Raw genomic sequence first — 25,517 nt, 5'->3', positions numbered from 1 at the left:
GTGGTCCTACGAGGCGTCGGGCCACACGTCGGCGAGCATCTTGCGCGTATCGGCCAGGAGTTGCGGCAGCACCTTGGTGTGACCGACGACCGGCATGAAGTTGGTGTCCCCGCCCCAGCGGGGCACCACGTGCTGGTGCAGATGCGCGGCGATGCCCGCGCCCGCCGCCCCGCCCTGATTCATCCCGATGTTGAACCCGTGCGCCCCGGACGCCTTGCGCAGCGCCGTCATGGCCCGCTTGGTGAAGTCGGCCAGTTCGGCGGTCTCGGCGTCGTCCAGCTCCGTGTAGTCGGCGACGTGCCGGTAGGGCAGGACCATCATGTGGCCGCCGTTGTACGGGTAGAGGTTCAGGATCGTGTAGACGCTGGTGCCGCGCGCGACGATCAGTGACTCCTCGTCGCTGTGCGCCGGAGCATCACAGAAGGGGCAGCCGTCGTCGGCACCCGGGCCGGTCGGCTTGTTCTCACCCTGGATGTACGCGATCCGGTGGGGCGTCCACAGCCGCCCGAACCCGTCCGGCTCGCCCACCGGTCCACTCTGCTGCTCCGGCTCAGTCGTCATGGGCAAAGCATAGGCGGACGACCTGCGCGGACGACGAAGAGGGCGGCTCCTGGCAGGAACCGCCCCCTCACCCGCACCGGCGTGCTAGACCTGCACGCGACGCTCCACGACGTCGACGAGCTTGGCCAGCGCCTCGTCCTTGGCGATGCCGTTCTCCTGCGACCCGTCGCGGTAGCGGAAGGAGACGGTGCCCGCGGCCATGTCCTCGTCACCGACGATGATCATGAACGGAACCTTCTGCTTCTGCCAGTTGCGGATCTTCTTCTGCATCCGGTCCGAGGAGGCGTCGACCTCGATGCGCAGCCCCTTCTTCTTCGCCTCGGCGGCGAACTCCTGGAGGTAGGGGATGTGCGCGTCACCGATCGGAATGCCGGCCGCCTGCACCGGGGCCAGCCACGCCGGGAACGCACCCGCGTAGTGCTCCAGGAGCACGGCGAAGAACCGCTCGATCGAACCGAACAGCGCCCGGTGGATCATGACGGGCCGCTGCTTGGAGCCGTCCGGACCGGTGTACTCCAGGTTGAAGCGCTCCGGCAGGTTGAAGTCGAGCTGCACGGTCGACATCTGCCAGGTACGGCCGATGGCGTCCTTGCACTGCACGGAGATCTTCGGCCCGTAGAAGGCGGCCCCGCCCGGGTCCGGGACCAGCGGCAGGCCCTGCTTCTCGGCGACCTGCTGGAGCGTGGCGGTGGCCTCCTCCCAGATCTCGTCCGAGCCGACGAACTTCTCCGGGTCCTTGGTGGACAGCTCCAGGTAGAAGTCGGTCAGACCGTAGTCGCGCAGCAGCCCGAGCACGAAGGTGAGGGTGCGGTCCAGCTCCTCCGCCATCTGCTCCTTGGTGCAGTAGATGTGCGCGTCGTCCTGCGTGAAGCCCCGGGCACGGGTCAGACCGTGCACCACACCCGACTTCTCGTACCGGTACACCGTGCCGAACTCGAAGAGCCGCAGCGGCAGTTCGCGGTACGAACGCCCCCGGGCATCGAAGATCAGGTTGTGCATCGGGCAGTTCATGGGCTTGAGGTAGTAGTCCGTGCCCTCGTCGAGCTGCATGGGCGGGTACATGCCGTCGGCGTACCAGTCCAGGTGGCCCGAGGTCTCGAAGAGCTTCCCCTTGGTCGCGTGCGGGGTGTAGACGAACTCGTACCCCTCCTCCTCGTGCCGGCGGCGCGAGTAGTCCTCCATGACCCGGCGGATGATGCCGCCCTTGGGGTGGAAGACCGCGAGGCCCGACCCGATCTGCTCCGGGATCGAGAAGAGGTCCAGCTCGTTGCCGAGCTTGCGGTGGTCGCGCTTCTCGGCCTCGGCGAGGAACTCCAGGTGCGCCTTCAGCTCGTCCTTCGACGGCCACGCGGTGCCGTAGATGCGCTGGAGCATCGGGTTCTTCTCGCTGCCGCGCCAGTAGGCGGCGGCGTTGCGCATCAGCTTGAAGGCGGGGATGTTGCGGGTGCTGGGCAGGTGCGGACCCCGGCAGAGGTCCTTCCAGCACAGGTCGCCGGTCTTCGCGTCGAGGTTGTCGTAGATGGTCAGCTCGCCGCCGCCCACCTCGACGTCCGCGCCGTCGTCGCTGGACGCGGAGCCCTTGATGCCGATGAGCTCCAGCTTGTACGGCTCGTCGGCCAGCTCCGCGCGGGCGTCCTCGTCGGAGACCACGCGACGCGAGAACTTCTGTCCCCGCTTCTGGATCTCCTGCATCTTCTTCTCGATCGCCTTGAGGTCCTCCGGGGTGAAGGGCTTCTCGACGTCGAAGTCGTAGTAGAAACCGTCCTTGACCGGCGGGCCGATGCCCAGCTTGGCCTCCGGGAACAGCTCCTGCACGGCCTGCGCCATGACGTGCGCGGTGGAGTGGCGCAGGATGTTCAGGCCGTCCTCGGAGGAGATCTCGACCGGCTCGACCTCCTCGCCGTCCTGGACCTGGTACGCCAGGTCCTTCAGCTCGCCCGCGACGCGGGCGGCGACGATCGAGCGCTCGCCGGCGAAGAGCTCGGCTGCCGTAGTGCCCGTCGTCACCACGCGCTCTTCCCGCTCGGAATCGCGTTGGATGATCACACGGACGTCTGACACCGGTCTCTCCTGACTGAGGGGGTACGTGCCTGGGGAAGCGGCACGCACCCCGAATCGTACCGAGCCGGTGGGGTCCCTCGCGAAACGGTATTCCCGGAGCGTGCGCGCGGCCCCTCACTCCTCCCCGCTGCACGCCTCCTCGAAGAAGTCCAGGTTCTCGTGGAGCGCCTTCATCAGCCGGTCCCGCTCCGCCTCGTCGACCTGTACGGGAACGACACCGCGCGCCCCGGTCAGCCGCCGGAACCCGCCCCGCCGCTCCAGCCTCCCGGCCACCTGGACGGGCAGCCCCACCAGGTGCGCGTGCCCCGCGATCCGGTACGCCTCCTCGTCCAGCACCATCCGTACGTACGGCACCTCCGCCCCCGCCAGCACCCGCAGCCGCACCGTTCCGCCCCCGCGCGGGGCCGACCTGCGCAGCCGTACGACCGCGCCCGTCACCCGGACTGGCACCGAGGGCTCCTCGCGCATGTACCGCGCACCGGCCGAGCGGAGCGCGGGCAGGTCGCCGGGCGAGAACTCCACCGCCTCGGGCCGCACCGCGCACCCGGGCGGGGCACCCGCCGACGGTGCCCAGTCCAGGGCGATCCGGGCCCCCTCGGTCCCCTGCACCAGCACGACCAGCGCCTCGGTCAGTTCGTGGCTGACGCCCGCCCGCACCGCCGCGTCGAAGGCCTCCATGCCGCCGGTGGCGCGCTGGTAGTCGGTGGCCTCGCGCGCCGCGTGCAGCGCGTGGTGCAGCCGGACGACGGTCTCCCGCCCGGACTCCAACGGCACGAACGCGGTCAGCCCGCGCCCGCCCGTGCCCGGCCCCACCAGCACTCCCTCCAGTGCGGACCGGGCCTGCCGCCGGTGCCTGGCCCCGTAGTACCCGGCGCGCCCCCGGGCGGCCAGTGCCCCGGCGAGCAGCATCTGCCGGGCCGCCGAGCGCAGCTGTTCCTCGGCCGGCCAGGCCGCCGCGCCCGCCACCTCCTCGGGGACCTCCCGCCACCACCGGATCTCGTCGCTGGGCACGGCGAGCTGCACCAGCACCTCGCGCGCGGACGGCGCCGGGCAGCGTTCCAGCGCGCCGAGCGCCTCGCCGAGCAGGTCGTCGCTGTCGGGGAAGGCCCGCGACTCGGGTACGAGCAGGCTCGTGCCGCCGCCGGCCGGGCCGGGCGGTGTCCAGCGCGCGTAGCGTCCGGCGGCGCCGCCGCGCCGGTGCCAGCCGTGCCGGGCGAGCAGTGCGCCGAGGACGGCGGGGTCGACCTGGGAGGGTTCGGGCCCCCCGCCGTCCCAGCTGCCCGCCGTCTCGCCGGGGTGGGGGCGTCCGGGGTCGTCGATCGGCCAGTACCGGTGCATCAGGGTCTCCCTCCCGCCCCGACGCGGGTCATGATCTCGCAGAGTGCTCGGTCGTCGAATATCCGCGAGGTGGGGACCCGCACATTGGTCCTGTACCTGCCCGTCACGGGGTGCCCGGCCAGGTTGATCCAGTAGCAGCAGTGCCGCAGGTCGAGCCGGTCGTGGCCGGCCCGCAGCCAGTCCTCCCTGGCTCTGGGCACGATCATCACGACCAGGATCTTGTGCACCGAGACGGGCGTTCTCGCCAGTTTCACCAGGTGGTCGTTGTCGAGGGTGAAGGAGAACGCGGCGCCCGGCGGATGCGGTGCGACCTGGTAGGTGCACTTGAGCTGCACCTTGATCGTCACCTCGTCGTCGACGGTGTGCACGGGGGATCCGTGGCTGACGTGCCAGTCGATGCCGTTGTCCGGGAACGGCTGGGAGAGCGAGCAGCCCGCGGCTGCCGCGACTGCGTGCAGATAGCCCACCTGGAGTGTCTCCATGCAGGCGGTGGTGGCGAGTGCGCCCCGTAGCGGAGAGGTCCGCTCAGGCAGCAGCCCGCCCGGTTCGGGCTGCGCGAGCGCCATGGCTGACGTGTGCCTTCCGGGCTGTGCTGGTCGGTCGGTCGCGGCCGGTCTGCGGCCGTGTGCTCGACGGTCCGTCAACTTCCGGTCCCGTCACCTGTGTTGTCTCCGTACGGCTTATGGCGTAAACGGCCCGGGTATCACCGCTTCGGGCAGGGAGCGCACCGGGTCGATCCGTGCGGCACGCCATCTGCCGAAGGAGCAAGAGGAGTTGGGACATGACGTGCTGGTACGAAGGACCCCTGGCGGCCTTCGACACGGAGACCACGGGCGTGGACGTGGAGGGTGACCGGATCGTGTCGGCGGCCCTCGTCGTGCAGGACGCCGCCGGTGCGCGGTTTCGCGCCACGCGCTGGCTGATCAATCCGGGCGTTCCGGTTCCGGCCGGCGCCACCGAGATACACGGCCTCACCGACGAGCACCTGCAGCGCAACGGCCGCTGGCCGTCGCCCGTGATGGAGGAGATCGCCCGCGCGATAGCCGAGCAGTGCGCGGCGGGACGGCCGCTGGTCATCATGAACGCGCCGTTCGACCTGACCATGCTGGACCGGGAGTTGCGGCGGCACCGCGCCTCGTCGCTCTCCCGCTATCTGGAGGCCAGGCCGTTGCAGGTGCTCGACCCGCGGGTGCTGGACAAGCACCTGGACCGCTACCGCAAGGGCCGCCGCACCCTCACGGACCTCTGCGCGCACTACGGGGTGGAGCTGACCGGGGCGCACGACGCCGCGGCGGACGCGACCGCCTCGCTGGAGCTGGTGCGGGCGGTGGGCAGGCGGTTCGCCGCCCGGCTGGAGCGCCTCTCGCCGGCCGAACTGCACACGCTGCAGGCGGTGTGGCACGCGGCGCAGGCGCGCGGGCTGCAGGCCTGGTTCGCGCGCAACGGTTCCGACGAGGCGGTGGACCCGGCGTGGCCGCTGCGGCCCGAGGCGCACGCGGAGGCGGCCTGACGGCCCGGCCCGCCGGGCCGGGCGCGCGCACAGGGCCGCCGGAGGGAGCGGTCAGGCCGAGTGCGGGGCGCGGGACCTGCGTACCACCACCAGCCCTGTCAGGGCGGTGAGTCCGAGGAGTCCGGACACGGCGCTGAGCACGACGCGCAGGGTGCCTTCCGCCGCGAAGTTGAGGAAGACGTTGGCTGCCACGGAGACGGCCAGCAGCATCCACAGCATCGCCTTGGTCATGGTGTTCATCGGGTCGGCCTCTCCTCGGTCGGTTCGCTCACGGTGGTCCGTGCACCGAACACGCTAGGAAAACCGCAGGCCGGGTACGAGGGCGCTGGCACCCGGCCGGGGGTGGGGCCAGCTACACCCCCGAAGGCCGCGCCGACATGCGAAAAGCCGGTCCGTCTGTGACGGACCGGCTCTCCCGGGGTGGGCGATACTGGGTTCGAACCAGTGACCCCTTCGGTGTGAACGAAGTGCTCTCCCACTGAGCTAATCGCCCGGGAACGGGTTGAACCATACAGCGCTTTTCGTGTTTGGTTCAAACCGCGAGCGCGGCGGCCAGTCCGCGCTGTCCGCAGCGCATCATCCAGGCGTGGTTGGCGAGGAAGACGGGCCGTCCCGGCACGGCCAGATGACGCAGCAGCGGCTTGCGCACGTCCACCACCTGCTCGTAGAACGCCCGGGTGCCGCGGACCTGTCCGAGCCGGGCGGGCCGGACCGTCCAGCGCACCCAGCCGTCCATGTCGCCGGTCATGCCGATCTCCAGGATCCCGGCGTCCGGGTCGCGGCGCCGTTCGCGCGCGGTGACCACCAGGTCGTACGGCAGGAAGGACCGGAAGCGCGCCGTCCCGCTGGTCCCGTCGACGGGGGTGACCTCACGCACCTGCGGCCACCAGCTCGGATAGTCCTCGGCGCGCTCCAGCGTCGCGTAGACGACGGCCGGGTCGGCCCGCAGTTCCCAGATGCTGCGAAATCGGTAGTGGCACCAGTCCATCCCCCAAGTCTGCGCCCGTCGGCGCCGATTCCGCCCCTCCTCGCGGGCGCGCCCGTCCCGTACCTGAGTACGCGTCTGAGTACGCGCCCCCATGCCCCGCCCCCGTCCGTGCGCGCACACTCCCCCCATGACAGACGTTCCACCGCTCGCGCCCGCCGACGAGCTGAGGCTCCTCGACCGCGAGCTGGCCGGGCTCGACGCGCGCCGGGCGCAGTTGCTGCACCGCCGCGCCCATCTGCTGCGCCTGCTCAGCACTCCGGCCGCCGCTCCGGCCGCTCCGCCGGCGCCGTATCCCGGCCGGCAGACACCGCCGGCGGCATCCTCCCCGAGTGCCCAGAACGTGCTGCTGACGCTCGGTGGGATCCTCCTGGCGGTGGCCGCGCTGGCCTTCACCCTGGTCGGCTGGGGTCAGCTGGGCATCGCGGGCCGCTCGGCGGTGCTGTCACTGGTCACGCTCGCCGCCCTCGCCGCTCCGGCCCTGCTGATCCGCCGGGGGCTCGTCGCCACCGCCGAGGCGGTGGGCGTGCTGGCCCTGCTGCTGACGGTGCTGGACGCCTACGCGCTGCACGAGGTGGCCTTCGCGGACACGGGTGCGGCGGTCGCCACGGCCGCCTCCGCGACCGTGCTCACCGCGCTGTGGGCCGCCTACGGCCTGGCCGTTCCCCGGCTGCGCACCCCGCTGCCCGCCGCCGCCCTCGCGCTCCAACTCCCGCTGTACTTCTGGGCGGTGTCCGCCTCGGCCGGTCCGCTCACCGTGGCCTGGGCGCTACTGGGCACCGCCGTCCTCGACACCGCCCTGGCGGTCGGCACGTACCGCCACCGCCTCCCGGCGGCTCCCCCGGCCGCCCCCGCACCCCCGTCCCCGACCGGTACGGCGACCGCCCACACCGCACCCCCGTCCGCTCCCCCGGCCGGCACGTCGGCCGCCGCTCCCCCGCCGTCCGACCCCCGCTCGCCCCGCTCCCGTGTGCTCGGTTCGGTGCGTCCGTTCGCCGAGACCTGCGCCTGGGCCACCGGCGGCATCGCGCTGCTGATCGCGCTGGTGCGGTCCTTCGGTGCCGCTTCGGCCCCCGCGGCACTGCCCGCCTCCGCGCTGCTCCTCGCCGGTGCGGCGCTCGCCCTCGGCACCGCGCTGGCCCGTCCGTCCGTCGCGCCCGCCCTGGTGGCCGGGCTGGCCGCGGTGGCGTCGGCGGGCGGCGCGGTGCGGGCCGCGCTGCCACTCGCCTGGGCGGTGCCCGGGTATCTCCTGTGCGCGGGCGCCGTGCTGGCCGTCGTGGCCGCGCCCGGTGTGCTGCGCGGCCGTCGCCCGGTCCGGCTGGGGCTGGCGGCGGCAGCCGGCGCGGTCGGTGCCGTGTCGGTCCTGACGGTGCTGCCCGCGCTGGCTCTGACCGCCCTCTCGGGCCCGGCGGCCGTCGCCACCGCGCCGTGGCAGGGCATGCCCGCCACGGTCCGCGACGCCGTGGACCTCGACTTCCCGTGGGCGGAGACGGCCACCGGCCCGCTGGTCGTGTTCGCCGTCGCCGCGGCGTTGGCCGCCGTCCACCGCCGGACGCCGCACCCCGCGACCGCGTGCGGGGCGCCGGGCCTGGCCGCCGTCGGCGTGCTCCTGCTGCCGACCGCGCTGAACCTCCCGTACGTCGCGTCGCTCTGCCTGTACGTGGCTCTGGCCGCCGCCGCGCCTGTCCTGGTGGTCCGCACGGCGGCGCCCGGCCGGCGGGCGGCAGCGACGGCGACCGCCGTCCGGTACACGGCCCTGGCGGCCGGCGCGCTCGCCGCGTTCTCCGTGACCTGCCTGGCGCTCGCCTCGCGAGGAGCGACGTTCAGCGTCCTGGGTGCGCTGCTGGTGGTGTGCGCGGTGCAGGCGGCCCGTGCGCCCGGCACGGTGGCCGGTGCGGCGGGCGAGGTCGCTGCCGTCGGATACGCGGCCGGGCTCGCCCTCGCCTCGGCCGCCGCGCTGGAGCTGCCGCCGCACCTCGCGGGGCTGCTGCTGCTCGCCGTTCCGGCCGCGGTCGCCGTGCTCGCCGTGCGGGTGCGGTGCGCGCCGGCGGAGTGTGCCGCCGCCGTGGTCGCGCTCGCGGCGGTCGCCCTGTCCACGGCCCGGCTGCCGACGCTCGCCCTGGTGCTGGCCCTGTGCGCGGTGATCGCCGCGGGGACCGCGCTGCGGCCGGGCCGCGCGGAGGCCCGCTGGGTGGCGGGCGCCCTGTTCCTGGCGGCGACCTGGGTCCGGCTGGCGGCGTCCGGGGTCGACACCCCGGAGGCGTACACGCTGCCGGTGACCGTCCTGGCGCTCGCCGTGGGCTTCCTGCGCCGCCGCGGCAACCCGGCGGCCTCGTCCTGGGCGGCGTACGGCCCGGGGCTGTCCGCGACGTTCCTGCCGAGCCTCGTCGCCACCTGGGCGGACCCGCACTGGCTGCGACCGCTGCTGCTGGGCTGTGCCGCGCTGGTGGTGACCCTGCTGGGCGCCCGGCACCGGCTGGGGGCCCCGCTGCTGCTGGGCGGGGTCACGCTCGCCCTGGTGGCCGTGCACGAGCTGGCGCCGTACGTGGTCCAGGTGGTCGGCGCGCTGCCCCGCTGGCTGCCGCCCGCCCTGGCCGGTCTGCTCCTGCTGGCCGTGGGCGCCACGTACGAGCAGCGGCTGCGCGACGCCCGCCGCCTGCGCGCACGGCTGGGCAGGCTGGGCTGAGGGCCCGGGGGCGGAACACGGGAGGGCGGGGCGCACGGCGCCCCGCCCTCATCCGTGGGCGCTCCGCCCTCCCTCGCGATCGCTCCGTGCGCGGGAACGACAGAGGCCCGAGAGACTTTGCGTCTCTCGGGCCCCTGTTCCCGGGTGGGCGATACTGGGTTCGAACCAGTGACCCCTTCGGTGTGAACGAAGTGCTCTCCCACTGAGCTAATCGCCCGGGCACAGACAGAACATTACCGCATGTCAGCGCGTGCCCCCGACCACTTTTCCGGCCGGCTCGCGAAGGTCACTCGTCGATCTTCCAGGGCATCACGATGCCGAACTTCCAGACGTAGATCCCGACCAGCACGGCCACGATGACCAGGCCGATCGTGGTGAGGATGATGTTGCGCCTGCGCACCTTGGGATCGAGCGCCCGCTGTGCCGCCTCGGTGACCTTGCGCTTCGTCCAGCGCAGCACGAGCTGCGCCCAGACGAACTCGGTCGCCCAGATCGCCATGCCGCCGAAGATCACCAGCCAGCCGGGTCCGGGCAGCGGCAGCATGATGATGCCCGCGATCACCACCGCGAGGCCGACGACGAAGACGCCCACCTGCCAGCTGAGGTGCAGCGTCCTGCGTGCCTGGATGTACTGCGGCGCCCGCGAGCCGAGCTCGCGCTCCTCGCCGTTCACGTCCCCCGTGGCGGGAGCGGCCGTCGTCGCTGCGACGACCCCGTCCCGTCCGTCACTCTCCGCGTTCATGGGGGCCAACCTACCGGAGCGGTCCCCTTCACTGGAATAGCCGTACGAGTCAAACCAACACTGGGCCGTACGAGCTACCTCAAGCGACCTAAAACACTCACAAGGGTTTACAACAGCACCAGAGGTGGCATGTCGATTTCGCCGACGTGCGAATCCCCGAGCGCACACTGAGCGAAAGGCCCTGGCGCTTATGAACACCACGGTCAGCTGCGAGCTGCACCTGCGCCTCGTTGTGTCGAGCGAGTCATCACTGCCTGTACCCGCGGGCCTGCGGTACGACACGGCCGATCCCTATGCCGTGCATGCCACCTTCCACACCGGAGCCGAGGAAACGGTCGAATGGGTGTTCGCCCGCGATCTCCTCGCCGAGGGCCTGCACCGGCCCACCGGAACCGGAGACGTCCGAGTCTGGCCGTCCCGGAGCCACGGTCAGGGCGTTGTCTGCATCGCCCTGAGCTCACCGGAGGGCGAGGCCCTGCTCGAAGCCCCGGCGCGGGCGCTTGAGTCGTTCCTGAAGAGGACGGATGCCGCAGTGCCGCCAGGCACTGAACACCGGCACTTCGACCTCGACACGGAGCTCTCTCACATCCTGGCCGAGAGCTGAGCCAGGTCGAGAGTCGCTCCTCGCCGTCCGACTCGGGGCGACGGCGCGGGGCGGACTACCCCTAGGGACAACTTCATAGGCCGGCCATCGGCGCCGTCGTCGCGGAATCCACCGCGGCGACGGCGCCGCTGTGCGAATCCGTCGAACGGCTAGAGTCGGCCAGCATCGGCGGGCACCGGCCCGCAGCAGGCCAGGGAGCGAACCGTGCTGATCCCCCACGACACCCGGAAAGCCCTCGACGTCGTCGTCGATCTGGTGAACACCGCCCCGGAGAGCGAGCCCACCGACCGCCTCGCGGACGTGGAGGCGCTGAACGCCTTCGTGCGGCTCCACGACGTGAGCGACGTGGGCAGGCTCGGCGAGGCCGATCTGCGGGCCGTACAGGACGTCCGGGCGCGCTTCGCGGAGGTGTTCGAGGCACCCGACCCCCGGGCCGCCGCGGAGCTGATCAACCAGCTGGTGGCCGCGGCCGGTACGACGCCCCGGCTGACCGACCACGACGGCTTCGACTGGCACGTGCACTACTTCGCGCCGGGCGCCTCCATGGCGGACCACCTGGCGGCGGACTGCGGGATGGCACTGGCCTTCATCGTGGTCTCCGGGGAACAGGAGCGGCTGCGGCGCTGCGAGGCACCCGACTGCCGGCACGCCTTCGTCGACCTCTCGCGCAACCGGTCGCGGCGCTACTGCGACAGCCGGACCTGCGGCAACCGGCTGCACGTGGCGGCGTACCGGGCGCGGCGCAAGGAGGCCTCCGGCTGACCACCGGCAGGGACCGGGCGGGCCCCCGCCGCGGCGGGGCGGGCCGCCTCAGTCCAGGAAGAGGTCATGGACCGCCCCCATCATGAGCAGGGTGCCGATCAGCCCGAGGAAGATCATCAGGGGCGGCTGGGAGAGGGCGAAGAGGCAACCACGCGCCTCCTCGTCGGGGGCGGGCGCCGGAACTTCGTCCGGTGAGGTCTGGAGCATCTCCGGCCGATGATGACGCAGCCCGGTGGTACGGAATGACCAACACGCCCACTATTGGCGGCAGTTCATGGAATTCCGTGCAATTCCACAATCGATCCGCTGTCCGAACGACCAGGCTTTCGGGGCGGCGGACCCGCCGCCGCCCCGCCTCTGCCCGCCTCGCACCCGGTTCAGATGCCGTGCTTCTTGAGGATCGCCTCGATGTCGCTGAAGTCCTCGTCGGCGGCCTTCTTGGGCTTCGCCGAGGGGGCCGGGGCCGCGGCGGGTGCCGCGCCGGCGCCCGCGCCCAGCGAGGGGGCCGACGCCGCCGGCGCCACCGCCTCGCGCTGTGCCGCCCGCGCGGCCTTGCGCTCCTTGCGGGTGCCGCCGCCGCGCCGCTCCACGGCGCGGGTGGTCATGAAGAGCAGCCAGGCCAGCGCGAGCACGCCGAAGCCCGCCCACACCACGGGCTTGAAGACCATGCCGGATATCCAGCCGACCGCCCCGGTCATGACCAGACCGACCGGCACCAGCGAGTAGGCGGCCAGCCTGGTCGCGGTGAGGAACCGCTTCCGGTACGCGGTGATCGCGGCGATGCCCAGGCCGGCCGCGGACACCGCCGAACAGATGGTCTCTACCAGCAGCATCGGTCCTCCAGCGGTGGGAAGTGCATTCCCTCCCATCCTGCACCGCCCGGGGTGCGCGAGGCCATCCCGAAAGCCCGTCTCAGGGAGATCTCGGGGTGCGGCTCCTCCCCAGGTCCCGGTTGGGGTCCCGGTCGTACGACTGGGAGACTGACCCCATGAACAACCCCTCTCCCTCCTCCTCCCCCGTCGTCCTCGACGTGTGGTGCGAGCTCCAGTGCCCCGACTGCGACACCGCCCTCGCCGACCTGGCCGCGCTGCGCGCCCGCTACGGGGACCGGATCGACATCCGGCTGCGGCACTTCCCGCTGGAGAAGCACAAGCACGCCTACGACGCCGCGCAGGCGGCCGAGGAGGCCTTCGCACAGGGCAAGGGCTGGCCCTACGTGGAGGCGGTCCTCGGCCGCACCGCCGAGCTGGCCGAGCGGGGGCAGCCGCTGCTGCTCGACGTGGCGCGCGAACTGGGCCTGGACGCCGAGGAGTTCGACACCGCGCTGATCGACGGCCGGCACCTGCTGATCGTCGACGCCGACCAGGCGGAGGGCCGGGCGGTCAAGGTGACGGGCACACCGACGTACGAGATCGGCGGGGAACTCCTCGACGGCAGCAAGGACCAGACCGGGCTGCGCGAGCGCGTCGAGGAGATCGCGGACCGGCTGCTGGCGGGCCGGGACACGCCCCCGGCCGCCTAGAGCAGGTTCTTGAAGCAGTTGAGGTGCGTCGTGCGGTAGCCGAGCGACTCGTACAGGCGCAGGGCCGGGGTGTTCCCGGCGAAGACGTGCAGGCCGAGCCGGGTGTCGCCGCCCTCCAGGGCGATCCGCTCGGCCTGTGTCATCAGCGCCCGCCCGTACCCCCTGCCCCGGTGCCGCTCGTCCACCTCGACGTCGTACACGAAGTGGGCCCGTTCGCCGGGCTCGATCTCGTGCCGTCCGACCCACAGGAAGCCGACCTTCCCGCCGTCGTGCAGCAGGTGGCAGACCGTGGTGTGCGGGGTGGCGAGGCCGTCCGGGAGGTACTGCCGGTCGGCGGCCTCCGCCTTGGCCGCGGCCTGTTCGGCGCTCAGGCCGCGCTCGGTCCAGCTGCGGGCGAAGCCCTCCCGGGAGGTCCGCCGCCACGACTCGTACTCGGGCTGCGTCATGGGCCGGGCGGTGAGGCCCGCGGGGAGGGCGGGGGGCTCGGAAGGCAGTTCCTTGAGCATGTTGCGGCTGCGCTCGACGTATCCGAGGGCGGTGACCATCCGCACGGCGGGCTCCGCGTCGGCGGGCACGCTCACGACGACCTGGTCGCAGCGCCAGCCGCGCAGCACCTCCTCGGCGGCGAGTGCCGCGACGGTGCCGCGGCCGCGGCGGCGGTCCGGCTCGTCGATCCGCAGCGAGTCGATCCTCCCGACCGAGGGACCGAAGTCGGGCACGGTGGAGATCTCCGCGACGCCGACGGGGCGGCTGTTCACGCAGACGTCGTAGGTGCGCGAGCGCGCGCCCTCGGCACTGATCTGGAGCGGCCCGGTCGGCCGTAGGGTCGTCGTCATCAAGGGAGTTGTACCCGCCCCGGGCCGCCCCGTCATCACGGTTTACGGGTCGAGGTCGTCCGCGGCCCGCTCGGCGAAGACCCGTACCGCCTTCGCGGTGACCGGTCCGGGCACGCCGGGCAGGTCACGGCCGTCGATCCGGTGGACGGCCTGCACGTCGCGCAGGGTGGAGGTGAGGAAGACCTCCTCGGCCCGCTCCAGCACGTCCTGCGGAAGGTCCCTCTCCTGCGCGCCGGTCCACGCGACGGCGAGGGCGCGGGTGATGCCGGCCAGACAGCCGGAGGAGACGGGCGGGGTGAGCAGTTCGCCGTCGAGCACGACGAAGACGTTGGACCCGGTGCCCTCGCAGAGCTGTCCGACGGTGTTCGCGAACAGTGCCTCGGAGGCGCCGTGCTCGCGCGCGCGGGCGAGCGCGACGACGTTCTCGGCGTACGAGGTGGTCTTGAGCCCGGTGAGGGCGCTGCGCTCGTTGCGGGTCCAGGGGACCGTGATGACGGCGGTGCTGTCGGGGCGGCGGACGGACTCGCCGAGCGCGACGACCAGCGTCGGGGCGGCGTCGCCGCGGTCGGAGCCGAGCGGGGAGGTGCCGCCGGTGTAGGTGATCCGCAGCCGGCCGAGCAGCATCGGGTTGGCGTCGAGGACGGCGGCGCAGGCGCGGCGGACCTCGTCGAGGTCCGGGTCGGGCAGACCGAGGCCGCGGGCGGAGGCGGTGAGCCGGTCCAGGTGCCGGGTGAGGGCGAAGGGGCGGCCGTGGACCGCCTTCAGGGTTTCGAAGACGCCGTCGCCGACGGTCATCCCGTGGTCCAGGACGGAGACCCGCGCCGCGTCGGCGTCGGACAGTCCCCCGTTGACCCAAATCTTCATGACCCGGCCCTTCCGCTTGCACCTGCTGTGGTTCTGTACTCGCCCGACGCTACCGCGAGCAGCCGGGCCGCCTTCAGCTCGGTCTCCGCCCATTCCCGCTCGGGGTCCGAGCCCCAGGTGATGCCGGCGCCGGTGCCGAACTTCAGCGCGGGTCCGCCGGGCGCCGTGCGGTCGATCCAGAAGGTGCGGATGCCGACGGCGAGCTCGCCGGTGCCGCGGTCGGCGTCGACCCAGCCGATGCCGCCGCAGTAGGGGCCGCGCGGCGAGGTCTCCAGGGCTTCGATGATCCGCAGGGCGCTGGACTTGGGGGCGCCGGTGACGGAGCCGGGCGGGAAGGTCGCCGCGAGCAGCTCGGCCCAGCCGGCGTCGGGGCGCAGTTCGGCGCGGACGGTGGAGACGAGGTGGACGAGACCGGGGTGCGGCTCGACCTCGCAGAGCCGGGGAACGGTGACGCTGCCGGTGACGGCGACGCGGCCGAGGTCGTTGCGGACCAGGTCGACGATCATCACGTTCTCGGCGTGGTCCTTCTCCAGCAGGTCCTCGGCGGTCCGCCCGGTCCCCTTGATGGGCCCGGACTCCACCACGTCCCCCTCCCGCCGGAGGTAGAGCTCGGGGGACGCGGTGGCTATCTCCACGCCGTACGCGGGCAGCCGGACGGTCCCGGCGTACGGGGCGGGGTTGCCCCGGGCGAGCTGGGCGGTGAGCGCGTCGATGTCGGCTCCCGGGTCGACGGGTGCGCTCAGTACCCGGCAGAGGTTGGCCTGGTAGACCTCGCCCCGCGCGATGTGCTCGCGGATGCGGCGTACGCCCGCGGTATAGGAAGCGCGGTCGAGGGAGGAGGTCCAGCTGTCGGTGGCGGGGCCGCGCCAGGCGCCGGGAGGGGCGGTCGGCACCGGTTCCTTCCGCACGTCGCCGAAGCGGGCGCAGATCAGCCGGCCTTCGAAGTCGGCGGCCACGGCCCAGAAGCCGGAGGAGTCGAGGGCCGCCGGGTCGCTGGTCACGTCGCGCAGGTCAAAGGCGACAAGGCCGCCGAAGCGGGCCAGAGAGGGGAGGTCGTGCACGGCACCGAGTCTAGGGCGGTGGCGGGCGCCTCACCTGGGCGCGAGCGCCGGCGGCGACCCGGCTGGTCGGGCGCGTGACCCGACGGCCGGACTCGGTGCCGGGGACACCGCAGCACGCTGCACAAACGCGTTTTTGTACTGGCCCAGGAATCCGCTAGAGTTCAACACGTCGCCGGGACACGCAAGTGAAACGGAACAGACAAGCGGACGTAGCTCAGTTGGTAGAGCACCACCTTGCCAAGGTGGATGTCGCGAGTTCGAGTCTCGTCGTCCGCTCGATAGTGGGGGTTCTTCCCGATACCCTTACTGCACTCCTGGTGGAGTGGCCGAGAGGCGAGGCAACGGCCTGCAAAGCCGTCTACACGGGTTCAAATCCCGTCTCCACCTCCAAGCGCGATTAGCTCAGCGGGAGAGCGCTTCCCTGACACGGAAGAGGTCACTGGTTCAATCCCAGTATCGCGCACGCAGAACTCGCACCACCCGTAGTACTCGGTCCACATGGATCGTCCCGCGCGATTAGCTCAGCGGGAGAGCGCTTCCCTGACACGGAAGAGGTCACTGGTTCAATCCCAGTATCGCGCACGCAGTAACGAGCAGTACCTGTACGATCACGCAGTACCCCCGCGCGATTAGCTCAGCGGGAGAGCGCTTCCCTGACACGGAAGAGGTCACTGGTTCAATCCCAGTATCGCGCACCGCAGTTGAAGCCCCCGGCCGGATTCCGGCCGGGGGCTTCTTCGTGTCCGCTCCCCCGCTTCCCCGTTCCCCGGGGTCAGCCGGTGAAGAGCTGGGTGGCCTTGCGGATCAGTTCGTAGCAGCCGTAGCCGAAGGGCAGCAGGACCCACAGCCAGACGGCGACCGCGAGTGCCTTGGTGTTACGACCGCTGGGACTGCCGGGACTGCTGCTGCTCATCGGCGGGGGTTCCTTCCTGGGGTGCGCGCGGTTCGTGGAAGCGCGGGTTGACGGGGCGTACGAGCTCGTTGGCGACGAAGCCCACCAGGAGCAGGCCGATCATGATGTACAGCGAGGTCGTGTAGAGGCTGGGTCCGCTGTGGCCCGCCTGTTCCTGGCTGTCGGCGACCCGGTTGACGATCAGGGGGCCGAGGACGCCGGCGGTGGACCAGGCGGTGAGCAGGCGGCCGTGGATCGCGCCGACCTGGTAGGTGCCGAAGAGGTCCTTGAGGTAGGCGGGGATCGTGGCGAAGCCGCCGCCGTAGAACGACAGGATCACCAGGGCGCAGACGATGAACAGGGGCTTGGAGTCGTTGCCCAGGTGGATGATCGCGAAGTACATCAGGGCACCGGCACCGAGGTAGATCCGGTACATGGACTTGCGGCCGATGAGGTCGGAGGTGGAGGCCCACAGGATGCGGCCGGTCATGTTCGCGAGGGAGAGCAGGGCGACGAAGCCCGCGGCGGCGGAGGCCGAGACGGGGGTGGGGGTGCTCGCGAAGTAGTCCTTGATCATGGGCGCGGCCTTTTCCAGGATGCCGATGCCCGCGGTGACGTTGAGGCACAGGACCACCCACAGGCACCAGAACTGCGGGGTCCGCAGGGCGTTCCTGGCCGAGACGTCGGCGGTGGTGACCAGGGCGCGGGGCTGGGCGGCCGGCTGCCAGCCCGCCGGGGCGTACACCGGGGGCGGCACCCTGACGAGGAGGACGCCGAGCGACATGAAGACGGCGTACGACAGGCCCATCACCAGGAAGGTGGTGGCGATGCCCGCGTCGTCGGCGCCGAAGGACTCCAGCATCTGGGAGGACCAGGGCGAGGCGATGAGCGCGCCGCCGCCGAAGCCCATGATGGCGATGCCGGTGGCCATGCCGGGCCTGTCGGGGAACCACTTCATCAGGGTGGAGACCGGGGAGATGTAGCCGATGCCGAGGCCGATGCCTCCGACGAATCCGTAGCCGAGGACGATCAGCCAGTACTGGTGGGTGGCGGCGCCCAGCGCGGAGATCAGGAAGCCGGAGGAGAAGCAGATCAGCGAGACGCACATGGCCCAGCGGGGGCCGTTGCGTTCGACGAGGGTGCCGCCGAACGCGGCGGACAGGCCGAGCATGACGATGCCGAGCTGGAAGGGCAGCGCGCTGGCCGTGCCGGAGAGGCCGAGCGACGCTTCGAGCGGGGGTTTGAAGACGCTCCAGGCGTAGGCCTGGCCGATGGAGAGGTGGACGGCGAGGGCGGCGGGCGGAACCAGCCAGCGGCTCCAGCCCGGTGGGGCGACGGTCCGGGACCTGTCGAGGAAGGTCATGGGGCCGAACATTAGGGCCTGTCCGGCGGATCATGCAGGACGGGAGGGGGCCGGCTCTTCACCACCGTCCCGGCACGGTCCGCCGGACCGGCTCCGCGGAGCGGTTCGGGAGGGGCCGGTCGGGGCCGTCGGCCCGGGGTGCGGTGGGAGCGGGCCGGGAGCGGGGCCGCCGGCCCGGGGTGCGGTGGGAGCGGGCCGGGAGCGGGGCCGCCGGCCCGGGGTGCGGTGGGAGCGGGCCGGGAGCGGGGCCGCCGGCCCGGAGTGGCGGGCTCAGGAGGAGAAGAGCATGCGGCCGAAGCCCTTCTGACGGTGGTGGCCGTAGTGGCCGCCGTGCCCTCCGTGACCACCGTGGCCGCCGTGCTGCGGGGCGCCCCAGGCGGGGGCCGCGGGGTACGCCTGCGGGGGTGCGGGCGGCGGGGCCTGCTGGGACCACTGGGCCTCCATGCGGGTCAGCGACTCCAGTTCGCCGTAGTCCAGGAATATGCCGCGGCAGTTGCTGCACTGCTCGATCTGGACGCCGTTGCGGTTGTAGGTGTGCATGGGGGCGTGGCACTTGGGACAGTGCATGGACTCGCTCCTCGGGTCGTCGGTTTCCGGTGCCGGTGCGTCGCCGGGATGCATGCCCGGTGGACGGGGATTCACCCTATGCCGGGAGCGCCCCGCCGTTCCCGGGGCGGAGCTGGGCAATCCGGGCGCAGGCGTCGATCATCAGCTGTTCGACCTCGTCGAGGGGCCGGTCCTCGGCGGTGGACTTGGCGAGGGCGAGGGCCGCGGTCTGGACCGTCAGGGCGCGGGCGGCCACGTCCAGTTCGGGCCAGGGGTCCCCCTCGGGGCGTACGGCGGGTCCGCCCGCGGCGCGGTAGGCGGCGAGGAAGCGCTGCCAGACGTCGGGCGCGAGCAGGCCCGCGGCGTACCAGGCGGCGGGGCGCGCCAGGTCCCAGGCGGGGTCGCCGAGGCCGAGATCGTCGACGTCGATGAGGTGCCAGGGGCCGTCGGGGGCCGGGTGGCGGACGAGTTGGCCGAGGTGCAGGTCGCCGTGGCAGAGGGTGCGGCCGGGGTCCGGGGCCTCGTTCCTGGCCCGTGCCGGAAGTCCGCGCCAGGCGGCGAGCACGGCCGGGTGGGGCCGGGCGGCGAGCATCCGGGCCACGGCGCGGGCGGCCTTGGCGGGCCCTCGCATGGGCGGGAGCGGGCCGGGCAGGGCGGAGGTGTCGGTGCGGTGCAGCCGGGCGAGAAGGACGGCGGTCTCCTCCCAGGGTGCGGCGTCCGGTTCCGCCGGGTCGACGGGCGTGCCGTACGGCCACAGGGAGAGCGGCCGGGCACGGTCCCGCGCCGCCCGCCCGGACGACGGCGCGGGCGGCGCCTGGCCGGACGGCGGCCGGGGCAGCGGGGTCGGCAGTGGCAGCGGGGCGAGGAGGACGCCGCTGAGGAGGGGATGCGCGGCGACGGCGATCCGTACGTCCAGGGCCGCGGAATCGGTGTCCGGAGCGTGTCCCTTGGCGACGAACGCGCCGTGCCGTACGACGGTGCCGTCGTCCCGGTCAGCAAGCGGACGCACGGTCTCCGGAGCGTGCGAGCACGCGGCGCCGACGGCCGGGGACTGCCCGGCGGGCAGTTGGGCTCCGCCGGCCCGAGGGTGAGCGACCTCGGCAGCCAGAGCCGCCAGTGTCGCAGCGAAGTTCGTGGTCACGGGGCTCCCCGGGGGTGAGGTACGGCGAGGGGGAGCTTACGGGGGCGGGGATGTGCGGGTGCGCGGGCCGCAGGCCAAGGGGGGTGGTGCCGCAGGTGGCGGGGGCCGGGAGCGGCAGGGGGTGGGCGAGGAGGGCGCGAGCGTGCGGGGCGCAGCCGCCGGATCGTGGCACCACGGCTGGCTGGGACCAGGAGCCGCAGGGGACGGACGAGGAGGGCGCGAGCGTGCGGGTCGCCGGCGCCGGAAGCCGGCACCACCGACGGGCAGGACCAAGAGCCACAGGGGGCCGAGCGCGGGGCGCGGGTATGTGGACCGCAGTTGCTCCATGGTGGCACTACCGACGAACGGGCAGGACCAAGAGCCACAGAGCTTGAGCGAGAAGGGCGCGAGCGTGCGGGCCGCAGGTGGCGGAGGCCGGCGCCGGGGAAGGCTGGGACCAGGAGCCGCAGGAGACGGCATAGGGGGCACAGGGGGGCCGGGTGCCCGGGGAATCGGCGCAACGAGGCATCGAGGCATCGGCGCATCGATGCGCCGGGGCGTGGAAACACGTTTGCCCGGACAGCTCCCCAGCTGTCCGGGCAAACTCAGCCGTCCGCCGCACCCCCGTCCCCACGGGGCTGATGGGCCTGGTGTTGTGGTCGATCCGGGCCGCTCTCCCGGGTCGTGGCGCCGCTCAGCGCCCCAGCAACATGCCCACGGACGACGCTTGTGCGACCACTGCTTCCCAGCCTCCGAAGAGGAAGAGGAGCAGGGCAGCCAGGGGAAGGACCATGGCCGTTGCCACCAGGGGGTGGCGCGGGCCCGAGTTGCGCCCGCCGAACACCGCGAAGGCGCGGCGTCCGTGGACGCGGATCGCAGCGTTGCGGCTGATCGTCCTCGATGCCGTGTCCGCCATGGTCCCTCTCCTGTCGTGTAGGAAGCGGCGGGTGTCTGACCTCGGGGGACGAGTGCTGCACCCACCGCTTGATTTCAAGATTAGGGGCGGGTGCGCACCCGGTCGTCATGCCCTCGTACCGATTGCCTGGCCTCCCGGAGGATGACCTACCGGGTGACGATGTACTCCCCTGGGTGGAGAGGGGGGTGGAGGTCTCGGGGACTTCCCCGAAGGGTCGCCCTGGGGATGCCCGCAGGACGGCCCCGGAGCACCCCCGCAGCTACCCTTCGCCGTCGCGCCGTTCCGAAGCGTCTTCCCTGGGTACCGGCTGTTCGACCAGGGCGAGAACGCGGGTGGCCATGAAGCGGGCGGTGCGGACGACACTTCCGCTGCGGGTGACTTCACTCACTTCCACCACCCCTCTGCGGACCGCTGTCTCGACCCTGCGGCCCGCCCTGCTGGCCACCATTTCGTACGTCCGTGTGGTGTCCCCGGCGTCCACCACTATCTCGACTCGATCGCCCTTCACTGATCCAATCCCCCTTCTGCTGCGGCCCGTTGAGAGTGAGCAGGAGTCAGGGACGTGGGAACACACGTTCCCTGACCGTGCTTCAAGTTTCTCACCCGGCACTGACATCCGATCGATCCGTGAGGGTGTGGCCTATGAGCACACCGCGCCACGGGTACGTAAGCTGTGCCACGTCGAACGGACCGGTCAGCAGTGGGGTGGGGGAGGCTCCACCGGAGGTAGGGGACGGACATGGCGATGATGCGGCTCCGGCGCGAGGACCCGCGTGTCGTCGGCTCGTTCCGGATTCACCGGAGGCTGGGCGCGGGCGGCATGGGCGTCGTCTACCTGGGATCGGACCGGCGCGGCCAGCGGGTCGCGCTCAAGGTGATCCGGCCCGATCTGGCCGAGGACCAGGAGTTCCGCTCGCGGTTCGCGCGCGAGGTCTCGGCGGCCCGGCGGATCCGGGGCGGCTGTACGGCCCGGCTGGTGGCGGCGGACCTGGACGCGGAGCGGCCGTGGTTCGCCACGCAGTACGTCCCCGGCCCCTCGCTGCACGACCGGGTGGCCGAGGAGGGCTCGCTGGTCGCCGCCGAGGTCGCGGCCATCGGGGCCGCGCTCGCCGAGGGCCTGGTCGCCGTGCACGAGGCCGGCGTCGTCCACCGGGACCTGAAGCCGTCCAACATCCTGCTCTCCCCCAAGGGCCCCCGGATCATCGACTTCGGCATCGCCTGGGCGACCGGGGCGAGCACCCTGACCCATGTGGGGACCGCGGTGGGCTCCCCCGGCTTCCTCGCGCCGGAACAGGTGCGCGGGGCCGCCGTCACCCCCGCGACGGACGTGTTCGCGCTCGGGGCGACGCTGGCGTACGCGGCGACCGCCGACTCGCCGTTCGGGCAGGGCAGCTCCGAGGTGATGCTCTACCGGGTGGTGCACGAGGAGCCGTTGCTGGACGGGGTGCCGGACGCGCTGGCTCCGCTGGTCAGGGCCTGTTTGGCGAAGGAGCAGGAGGAACGTCCCAGCACGCTCCAGCTGTCGATGCGGCTGAAGGAGATCGCCGCGCGGGAGGCTCAGGGCGGCGGTTCGGAGAAGCGGGCCCCGGCGCCGCGCTCCGCGGGCTCGGACGCGTACGCCGACCAGCGCACCCAGCGGACCACCCAGCCGCGTCGTACGGCGGACCAGCGGACGGAGGGCGGCGGGCAGCAGCCCGAGTCGCGGGGCCACTCCGCGCAGCCGCCGCGCGGCTCCCAGCCCCGTAACGGAACGCCCTCCGGCCGTACCGGAGCACCGTCCGGCGGCCGTAACACCACCCGCTCCGGCGCCACGCGCAAGGGCACCCGGCCCGGGGCACGCCCGACCTCGGGGGGCAGGCTGCGGCCCGCGAACCCGCGGTTGCTGCGGCAGCGGCTCGTGGTGTTCGTGGTGGTGACGCTGCTGGTCGCACTCGGCATCGCGGCGGCGCAGGGGTGCCAGGGGCCGTCCCGAGGACTGGGCCCGGAGGCACCGCGCGAGGTCATAGCCGCGATGTCGGCGCAGGAGTGGCAGCAGGCATGGGCGCCGGACGACCGGCAGCGGTAACGCCTCCGGCGGAGGCTTCGGCACGGCGCCGGAACGGGGTGTGAGCTGGCCCGGTGGGCGTCGCCGGGGGCTTGGTTGCGGGCGCCGATTCGAGGGTGTGCCCGTTGGGTGCTGTGCGAGGGCGGGCCCGGCGGATGTCGGTGCGGGCTTCGATCCGTGGGTGAGTCCGGTGCTGCGCGTGGTGGTGGCGGTGGCCCCGTCCGTACGTGGTGTCACGTGCGGGCGGGGCCGCCGGGTTTCGGGCGCGGGGCCACGGGGCGACGCGCGCCGGGCCTGGTCGTACGGGCCCGTGGTCGTCCTGCTCGTCCGGTCGGGCGGGTCAGGGGCGTCGGGCGCGGGTCGCGTAGAAGGCGACGGCGGAGGCGGCTGCCACGTTCAGGGAGTCGACACCCGCGTCCATCGGGATGCGCACGTGTTCGTCCGCGCCCATCAGGGCCTCGGCGGTGAGGCCGTCGCCCTCGGTGCCGAAGATCAGGGCCAGTCTCTCGTCGTCGCGGGCGGCGAGTTCGTCGAGCGTGATCGCCTGGTCGCTCAGGCACAGCGCGGCGGTGGTGAAACCGGCCGCGCGCAGCAGGCCGAGGTCCTGCGGCCAGGAGTTCAGCCGCGTCCACGGCACCTGGAAGACCGCCCCCATGGAGACCTTCACCGCGCGCCGGTAGAGCGGGTCGGCGCAGCGGGGGCTGAGCAGGACCGCGTCCACGCCCAGGGCCGCCGCGTTGCGGAAGGCGGCGCCCAGGTTGGCGTGGTCGACGATGTCCTCGAAGACCGCGACCCGCCGCACCGTACGGTCCTGCGACTCCTGCGGCCCGGGTGCGGCGGCGAGGAGGTCGGCGGCGGCCGGGAGCGGCCGGCGCTGCATGGAGGCGAGGGCGCCTCGGTGCACGTGGTAGCCGGTGACCCGTTCGGCGAGGTTCGGGCTGACGGCGTACACCGGGGCCGGGACCTCGTCGATGACGTCGCGCATGACGTCGATCCACTTCGCGGACAGCAGCATCGACCGCATCTCGTACCCGGCCCGGCGGGCCCGGCGGATGACCTTCTCGCCCTCCGCGATGAACAGGCCCTCGGCGGGCTCGCGGCGGCGCCGCAGCTCGACGTCGGTCAGGTTCGTGTAGTCGCTCAGGCGCGGGTCGTCGGGGTCGTCGATGGTGAGGAGATCGGCCACAGGGTGATACTGCCTTGTCGTGGATGCGGTGCCAACGGGGGCGGGGGCGCCCATTACCCCGGGTTACGGGTGGTTGGGCCCCGGGCTCCCCGGTCCGGGCGAGGGGCGGGTGGTGCGCCGCCCCTGTCCCCGGGTCGCGGGACCCCCGGGGCTCCGGGGCGAGGGGCGGCACCGGCGCCTCAGGGGTGCGGGTGGGCGCTCTGGTCGGTGTTCACCGAGACTACGTCGCCGATGACGATGACGGCGGGCGGTCGTACGTTCTCGGCCCTGGCCCGCTCCCCCACCGTCGCCAGGGTCGCGTCGACCCGGCGCTGGGTCGCCATCGTGCCCTCCTGGATGATCGCCACCGGGGTGCCGGGCGCACGGCCGTGCGCGACCAGGGCCTCGGCGATGGGGGCGATGCGCTCGACCGCCATCAGCAGGACGAGGGTGCCGCGCAGCTTGGCGAGAGCCGCCCAGTCGACCAGGGAGCGCGGGTCGTCGGGGGCGACGTGGCCGCTGACCACGGTGAACTCGTGGGCGACGCCCCGGTGGGTGACCGGGATGCCGGCCGCGCCGGGAACGCTGATGGTGCTGGAGATGCCGGGCACGACCGTGCAGGCGATGCCCTCGGCGGCGAGGGCCTGGGCCTCCTCCATGCCGCGGCCGAAGACGAACGGGTCGCCGCCCTTCAGCCGTACGACCGTCTTGCCCTGCTTGGCGTGGTCGATGAGTGCCTGGTTGATGGCCTCCTGGGCCATGAAGCGGCCGTACGGGATCTTGGCCGCGTCTATGACCTCCACGTGCGGCGGCAGCTCGTCGAGGAGGTCGCGCGGGCCGAGCCGGTCGGCGATGACGACGTCGGCCTCGGCGAGGAGACGACGGCCGCGCACCGTGATCAGGTCGGGGTCGCCGGGCCCGCCGCCGACGAGGGCGACGCGCGGAGTGCTGGCGTCGGCGCTGCGGGCGCGGTGGTGCGGGGCGGCGAGGCTGCCGTCGCGCAGCCCTTCGACGACGGCGTCGCGCACGGCGGCGGAGCGGCGGGGGTCGTGGCCGGTGAGGACCGCGACGGTGACGCCGTCGGAGCGGCCGGTGGCGGGAGTCCAGGCGGTCGCGGCCTCCGCGTCGTCGGAGCGGACGCACCAGGTGCGGGTGCGCTCGGCCTCGGCGGAGACGGCGGCGTTGGCCGTGCGGTCGCTGGAGGCGACGAGGACGTACCAGGTGTCGGCGAGGTCGCCGTCCTGGTAGCGGCGGCGCTCCCAGGCGATCTCGCCGGCCTCGGCCATGGCTTCCACGGAGGGAGTGGCGGAGGGGGAGATCAGCGTGATGTCCGCGCCGGCGGCGATGAGGGCGGGGAGGCGGCGCTGGGCGACCTGTCCGCCGCCGATGACCACGGTGCGGCGGCCGGAGAGGCGGAGGCCGACGGGGTAGGCGGGGGTCTCGGCGTCGGACCCTGTACCGGCCCGTCCGGTGCCGGCCCGGGTCGGGGCACCCGTCGTGGTCCCTTCGGCCGGGCCCGTGCCGGGGGCTTCGGGGGTCGGCTGGGCGCCTGCGGGGTGCGGGTCGCCTGCGGCGGCGTGCGCGGTCATGGCGTGCGGCTCCTCGGAAGGACGATCGGGAGGTCCCGGACGGGAGGGCGACCGCTTCGGCGGTGGAGCGGCGCTGTGTGGGGTGGAGCGGTGAGGCGGTGGAGCGGGTGGAACGGTGAGGTGGTGGAGCGGTGGAGCGGGTGTGGCGTTGGGGCGTTGATCGGGGATCGTGCTGGTCGGACGGGGTTTCCGGGCCCCGGCCCTTGGTTGTCTACCTTACGGGCGGGGCTGGGGTGGGGGTGTCGGGCGGGGGGGCACGGGGCGGTATCGATCTGCGGGGACGGGGACGGGGGGCTGCTTCGCTGTGCGGCGGCGGGTGCGTCCGCGCGGGGCGTTTTGTCGGGGGCGCG

26 protein-coding genes and 7 tRNA genes are annotated in these 25,517 nt (G+C 72.9%); 11 read left to right on the top strand and 22 right to left on the bottom strand.

What is annotated here, in order from left to right; all coding sequences use genetic code 11:
• Positions 1-6: 6 nt before the first annotated feature.
• The 4 genes from ACFYVL_RS25350 to ACFYVL_RS25335 form a co-directional block, all read right to left on the bottom strand.
• Entirely contained in the window at positions 7-561 is a 555-nt protein-coding gene (locus ACFYVL_RS25350; RefSeq protein ID WP_389248524.1) for an HIT family protein, read from the bottom strand.
• Positions 562-645: 84 nt separating this feature from the next.
• A complete protein-coding gene (gene thrS / locus ACFYVL_RS25345; protein ID WP_389248522.1) occupies positions 646-2,622 on the bottom strand; it encodes a threonine--tRNA ligase in 1,977 nt (658 codons plus the stop codon).
• Positions 2,623-2,736: 114 nt separating this feature from the next.
• Positions 2,737-3,960 (bottom strand): hypothetical protein, encoded by a 1,224-nt coding sequence (locus ACFYVL_RS25340; protein ID WP_389248520.1) that lies wholly within the window; start codon positions 3,958-3,960, stop codon positions 2,737-2,739.
• Positions 3,960-4,526, bottom strand: coding sequence for a DUF4365 domain-containing protein (locus ACFYVL_RS25335; RefSeq protein ID WP_389248518.1), 567 nt, complete (start codon positions 4,524-4,526; stop codon positions 3,960-3,962). Before ACFYVL_RS25335 ends, ACFYVL_RS25340 begins: the two co-directional genes overlap by 1 nt.
• A 215-nt stretch (positions 4,527-4,741) precedes the next feature.
• Here ACFYVL_RS25335 and ACFYVL_RS25330 point away from each other — a divergent pair, with 215 nt between their 5' ends.
• Entirely contained in the window at positions 4,742-5,470 is a 729-nt protein-coding gene (locus ACFYVL_RS25330; protein ID WP_389248516.1) for a 3'-5' exonuclease, read from the top strand.
• A gap of 51 nt (positions 5,471-5,521) precedes the next feature.
• Here ACFYVL_RS25330 and ACFYVL_RS25325 read toward each other — a convergent pair whose 3' ends face one another.
• The 3 genes from ACFYVL_RS25325 to ACFYVL_RS25315 all read right to left on the bottom strand — a co-directional run bounded on the left by ACFYVL_RS25325 (position 5,522) and on the right by ACFYVL_RS25315 (position 6,458).
• Positions 5,522-5,710, bottom strand: coding sequence for a hypothetical protein (locus ACFYVL_RS25325; RefSeq protein ID WP_389248514.1), 189 nt, complete (start codon positions 5,708-5,710; stop codon positions 5,522-5,524).
• A gap of 181 nt (positions 5,711-5,891) precedes the next feature.
• Positions 5,892-5,963 (bottom strand) — tRNA-Val (locus ACFYVL_RS25320).
• Between the two features lie 39 nt (positions 5,964-6,002).
• Positions 6,003-6,458 (bottom strand): SRPBCC family protein, encoded by a 456-nt coding sequence (locus tag ACFYVL_RS25315; RefSeq protein ID WP_389248512.1) that lies wholly within the window; start codon positions 6,456-6,458, stop codon positions 6,003-6,005.
• 127 nt (positions 6,459-6,585) lie between these two features.
• Between ACFYVL_RS25315 and ACFYVL_RS25310 the strand changes: the two genes are divergently transcribed.
• Positions 6,586-9,141 carry an SCO7613 C-terminal domain-containing membrane protein gene (locus ACFYVL_RS25310; RefSeq protein WP_389248510.1) on the top strand — a complete coding sequence of 852 codons (2,556 nt, stop codon included), beginning with the start codon at positions 6,586-6,588 and terminating at the stop codon, positions 9,139-9,141.
• A gap of 145 nt (positions 9,142-9,286) precedes the next feature.
• Here ACFYVL_RS25310 and ACFYVL_RS25305 read toward each other — a convergent pair.
• Positions 9,287-9,358 (bottom strand) — tRNA-Val (locus tag ACFYVL_RS25305).
• Between the two features lie 69 nt (positions 9,359-9,427).
• Positions 9,428-9,883: a TIGR02611 family protein gene (locus ACFYVL_RS25300; protein WP_389248508.1), complete on the bottom strand. Its 456-nt coding sequence runs from the start codon at positions 9,881-9,883 to the stop codon at positions 9,428-9,430.
• 190 nt (positions 9,884-10,073) lie between these two features.
• Here ACFYVL_RS25300 and ACFYVL_RS25295 point away from each other — a divergent pair, with 190 nt between their 5' ends.
• Both ACFYVL_RS25295 and ACFYVL_RS25290 read left to right on the top strand, forming a co-directional pair.
• Positions 10,074-10,487: an SsgA family sporulation/cell division regulator gene (locus tag ACFYVL_RS25295; protein ID WP_003959770.1), complete on the top strand. Its 414-nt coding sequence runs from the start codon at positions 10,074-10,076 to the stop codon at positions 10,485-10,487.
• 204 nt (positions 10,488-10,691) lie between these two features.
• A complete protein-coding gene (locus tag ACFYVL_RS25290) occupies positions 10,692-11,249 on the top strand; it encodes a CGNR zinc finger domain-containing protein (RefSeq protein WP_389248506.1) in 558 nt (185 codons plus the stop codon).
• A gap of 48 nt (positions 11,250-11,297) precedes the next feature.
• On the opposite strand, the gene ACFYVL_RS25285 is transcribed toward ACFYVL_RS25290, so the two are convergent.
• On the bottom strand, positions 11,298-11,456 hold the full coding sequence (locus ACFYVL_RS25285; protein WP_389248504.1) for a hypothetical protein: 159 nt from the start codon (positions 11,454-11,456) through the stop codon (positions 11,298-11,300).
• Between the two features lie 170 nt (positions 11,457-11,626).
• Complete coding sequence (locus ACFYVL_RS25280) at positions 11,627-12,079, bottom strand: hypothetical protein (protein WP_389248747.1); 453 nt, start codon at positions 12,077-12,079, stop codon at positions 11,627-11,629.
• A gap of 158 nt (positions 12,080-12,237) precedes the next feature.
• On the opposite strand from ACFYVL_RS25280, the gene ACFYVL_RS25275 reads away from it, so the two are divergent.
• On the top strand, positions 12,238-12,771 hold the full coding sequence (locus ACFYVL_RS25275) for a DsbA family protein (RefSeq protein ID WP_389248502.1): 534 nt from the start codon (positions 12,238-12,240) through the stop codon (positions 12,769-12,771).
• On the opposite strand, the gene ACFYVL_RS25270 is transcribed toward ACFYVL_RS25275, so the two are convergent.
• From ACFYVL_RS25270 to ACFYVL_RS25260, 3 genes are read right to left on the bottom strand one after another with little or no spacing between them, the layout of a single operon-like run.
• Positions 12,768-13,607 (bottom strand): GNAT family N-acetyltransferase, encoded by an 840-nt coding sequence (locus ACFYVL_RS25270; RefSeq protein ID WP_389248500.1) that lies wholly within the window; start codon positions 13,605-13,607, stop codon positions 12,768-12,770. The genes ACFYVL_RS25275 and ACFYVL_RS25270 overlap by 4 nt on opposite strands.
• A gap of 42 nt (positions 13,608-13,649) precedes the next feature.
• Complete coding sequence (locus ACFYVL_RS25265; protein ID WP_389248498.1) at positions 13,650-14,471, bottom strand: aminotransferase class IV; 822 nt, start codon at positions 14,469-14,471, stop codon at positions 13,650-13,652.
• Positions 14,468-15,532: a chorismate-binding protein gene (locus ACFYVL_RS25260; RefSeq protein WP_389248496.1), complete on the bottom strand. Its 1,065-nt coding sequence runs from the start codon at positions 15,530-15,532 to the stop codon at positions 14,468-14,470. The genes ACFYVL_RS25265 and ACFYVL_RS25260 overlap by 4 nt, the downstream gene beginning before the upstream one ends.
• Before the next feature lie 203 nt (positions 15,533-15,735).
• Here ACFYVL_RS25260 and ACFYVL_RS25255 point away from each other — a divergent pair.
• The 5 genes from ACFYVL_RS25255 to ACFYVL_RS25235 all read left to right on the top strand — a co-directional run bounded on the left by ACFYVL_RS25255 (position 15,736) and on the right by ACFYVL_RS25235 (position 16,227).
• A tRNA-Gly gene (locus ACFYVL_RS25255) sits at positions 15,736-15,808 on the top strand.
• Positions 15,809-15,848: 40 nt separating this feature from the next.
• Positions 15,849-15,922, top strand: a tRNA-Cys gene (locus ACFYVL_RS25250).
• A gap of 1 nt (position 15,923) precedes the next feature.
• Positions 15,924-15,995: transfer RNA gene (locus tag ACFYVL_RS25245), tRNA-Val, on the top strand.
• Between the two features lie 47 nt (positions 15,996-16,042).
• Positions 16,043-16,114, top strand: a tRNA-Val gene (locus ACFYVL_RS25240).
• 41 nt (positions 16,115-16,155) lie between these two features.
• Positions 16,156-16,227, top strand: a tRNA-Val gene (locus tag ACFYVL_RS25235).
• A 77-nt stretch (positions 16,228-16,304) separates the two neighbouring features.
• On the opposite strand, the gene ACFYVL_RS25230 is transcribed toward ACFYVL_RS25235, so the two are convergent.
• From ACFYVL_RS25230 to ACFYVL_RS25205, 6 genes are all read right to left on the bottom strand, one after another.
• On the bottom strand, positions 16,305-16,445 hold the full coding sequence (locus ACFYVL_RS25230) for a hypothetical protein (RefSeq protein ID WP_389248494.1): 141 nt from the start codon (positions 16,443-16,445) through the stop codon (positions 16,305-16,307).
• Entirely contained in the window at positions 16,408-17,787 is a 1,380-nt protein-coding gene (locus ACFYVL_RS25225; protein ID WP_389248492.1) for an OFA family MFS transporter, read from the bottom strand. Before ACFYVL_RS25225 ends, ACFYVL_RS25230 begins: the two co-directional genes overlap by 38 nt.
• A 270-nt stretch (positions 17,788-18,057) precedes the next feature.
• The gene (locus ACFYVL_RS25220) at positions 18,058-18,354 is read right to left on the bottom strand and encodes a zf-TFIIB domain-containing protein (protein ID WP_389248490.1); all 297 of its coding nucleotides are present in this window, start codon (positions 18,352-18,354) and stop codon (positions 18,058-18,060) included.
• A gap of 76 nt (positions 18,355-18,430) precedes the next feature.
• Positions 18,431-19,474, bottom strand: a complete 1,044-nt coding sequence (locus tag ACFYVL_RS25215) for a phosphotransferase family protein (protein WP_389248488.1) — start codon at positions 19,472-19,474, stop codon at positions 18,431-18,433.
• Positions 19,475-20,147: 673 nt separating this feature from the next.
• The gene (locus tag ACFYVL_RS25210) at positions 20,148-20,369 is read right to left on the bottom strand and encodes a hypothetical protein (protein ID WP_389248486.1); all 222 of its coding nucleotides are present in this window, start codon (positions 20,367-20,369) and stop codon (positions 20,148-20,150) included.
• Between the two features lie 259 nt (positions 20,370-20,628).
• Positions 20,629-20,877 (bottom strand): hypothetical protein, encoded by a 249-nt coding sequence (locus ACFYVL_RS25205; protein WP_389248484.1) that lies wholly within the window; start codon positions 20,875-20,877, stop codon positions 20,629-20,631.
• Between the two features lie 231 nt (positions 20,878-21,108).
• Here ACFYVL_RS25205 and ACFYVL_RS25200 point away from each other — a divergent pair, with 231 nt between their 5' ends.
• Positions 21,109-22,434 carry a serine/threonine-protein kinase gene (locus ACFYVL_RS25200; protein WP_389248482.1) on the top strand — a complete coding sequence of 442 codons (1,326 nt, stop codon included), beginning with the start codon at positions 21,109-21,111 and terminating at the stop codon, positions 22,432-22,434.
• A 319-nt stretch (positions 22,435-22,753) separates the two neighbouring features.
• On the opposite strand, the gene ACFYVL_RS25195 is transcribed toward ACFYVL_RS25200, so the two are convergent.
• Together ACFYVL_RS25195 and cobA are read right to left on the bottom strand one after the other, a co-directional pair.
• Positions 22,754-23,599: a TrmH family RNA methyltransferase gene (locus ACFYVL_RS25195; RefSeq protein WP_389248480.1), complete on the bottom strand. Its 846-nt coding sequence runs from the start codon at positions 23,597-23,599 to the stop codon at positions 22,754-22,756.
• Between the two features lie 179 nt (positions 23,600-23,778).
• Entirely contained in the window at positions 23,779-25,167 is a 1,389-nt protein-coding gene (gene cobA, locus ACFYVL_RS25190) for a uroporphyrinogen-III C-methyltransferase (RefSeq protein WP_389248478.1), read from the bottom strand.
• Between the last annotated feature and the right edge of the window lie 350 nt (positions 25,168-25,517).

It is taken from the genome of Streptomyces sp. NPDC004111, assembly GCF_042874215.1.
Lineage (GTDB): Bacteria > Actinomycetota > Actinomycetes > Streptomycetales > Streptomycetaceae > Streptomyces.
The sequence above is the reverse complement of the archived record's forward strand: the minus strand, read 5'-3'. Positions and strand labels throughout refer to the sequence as shown.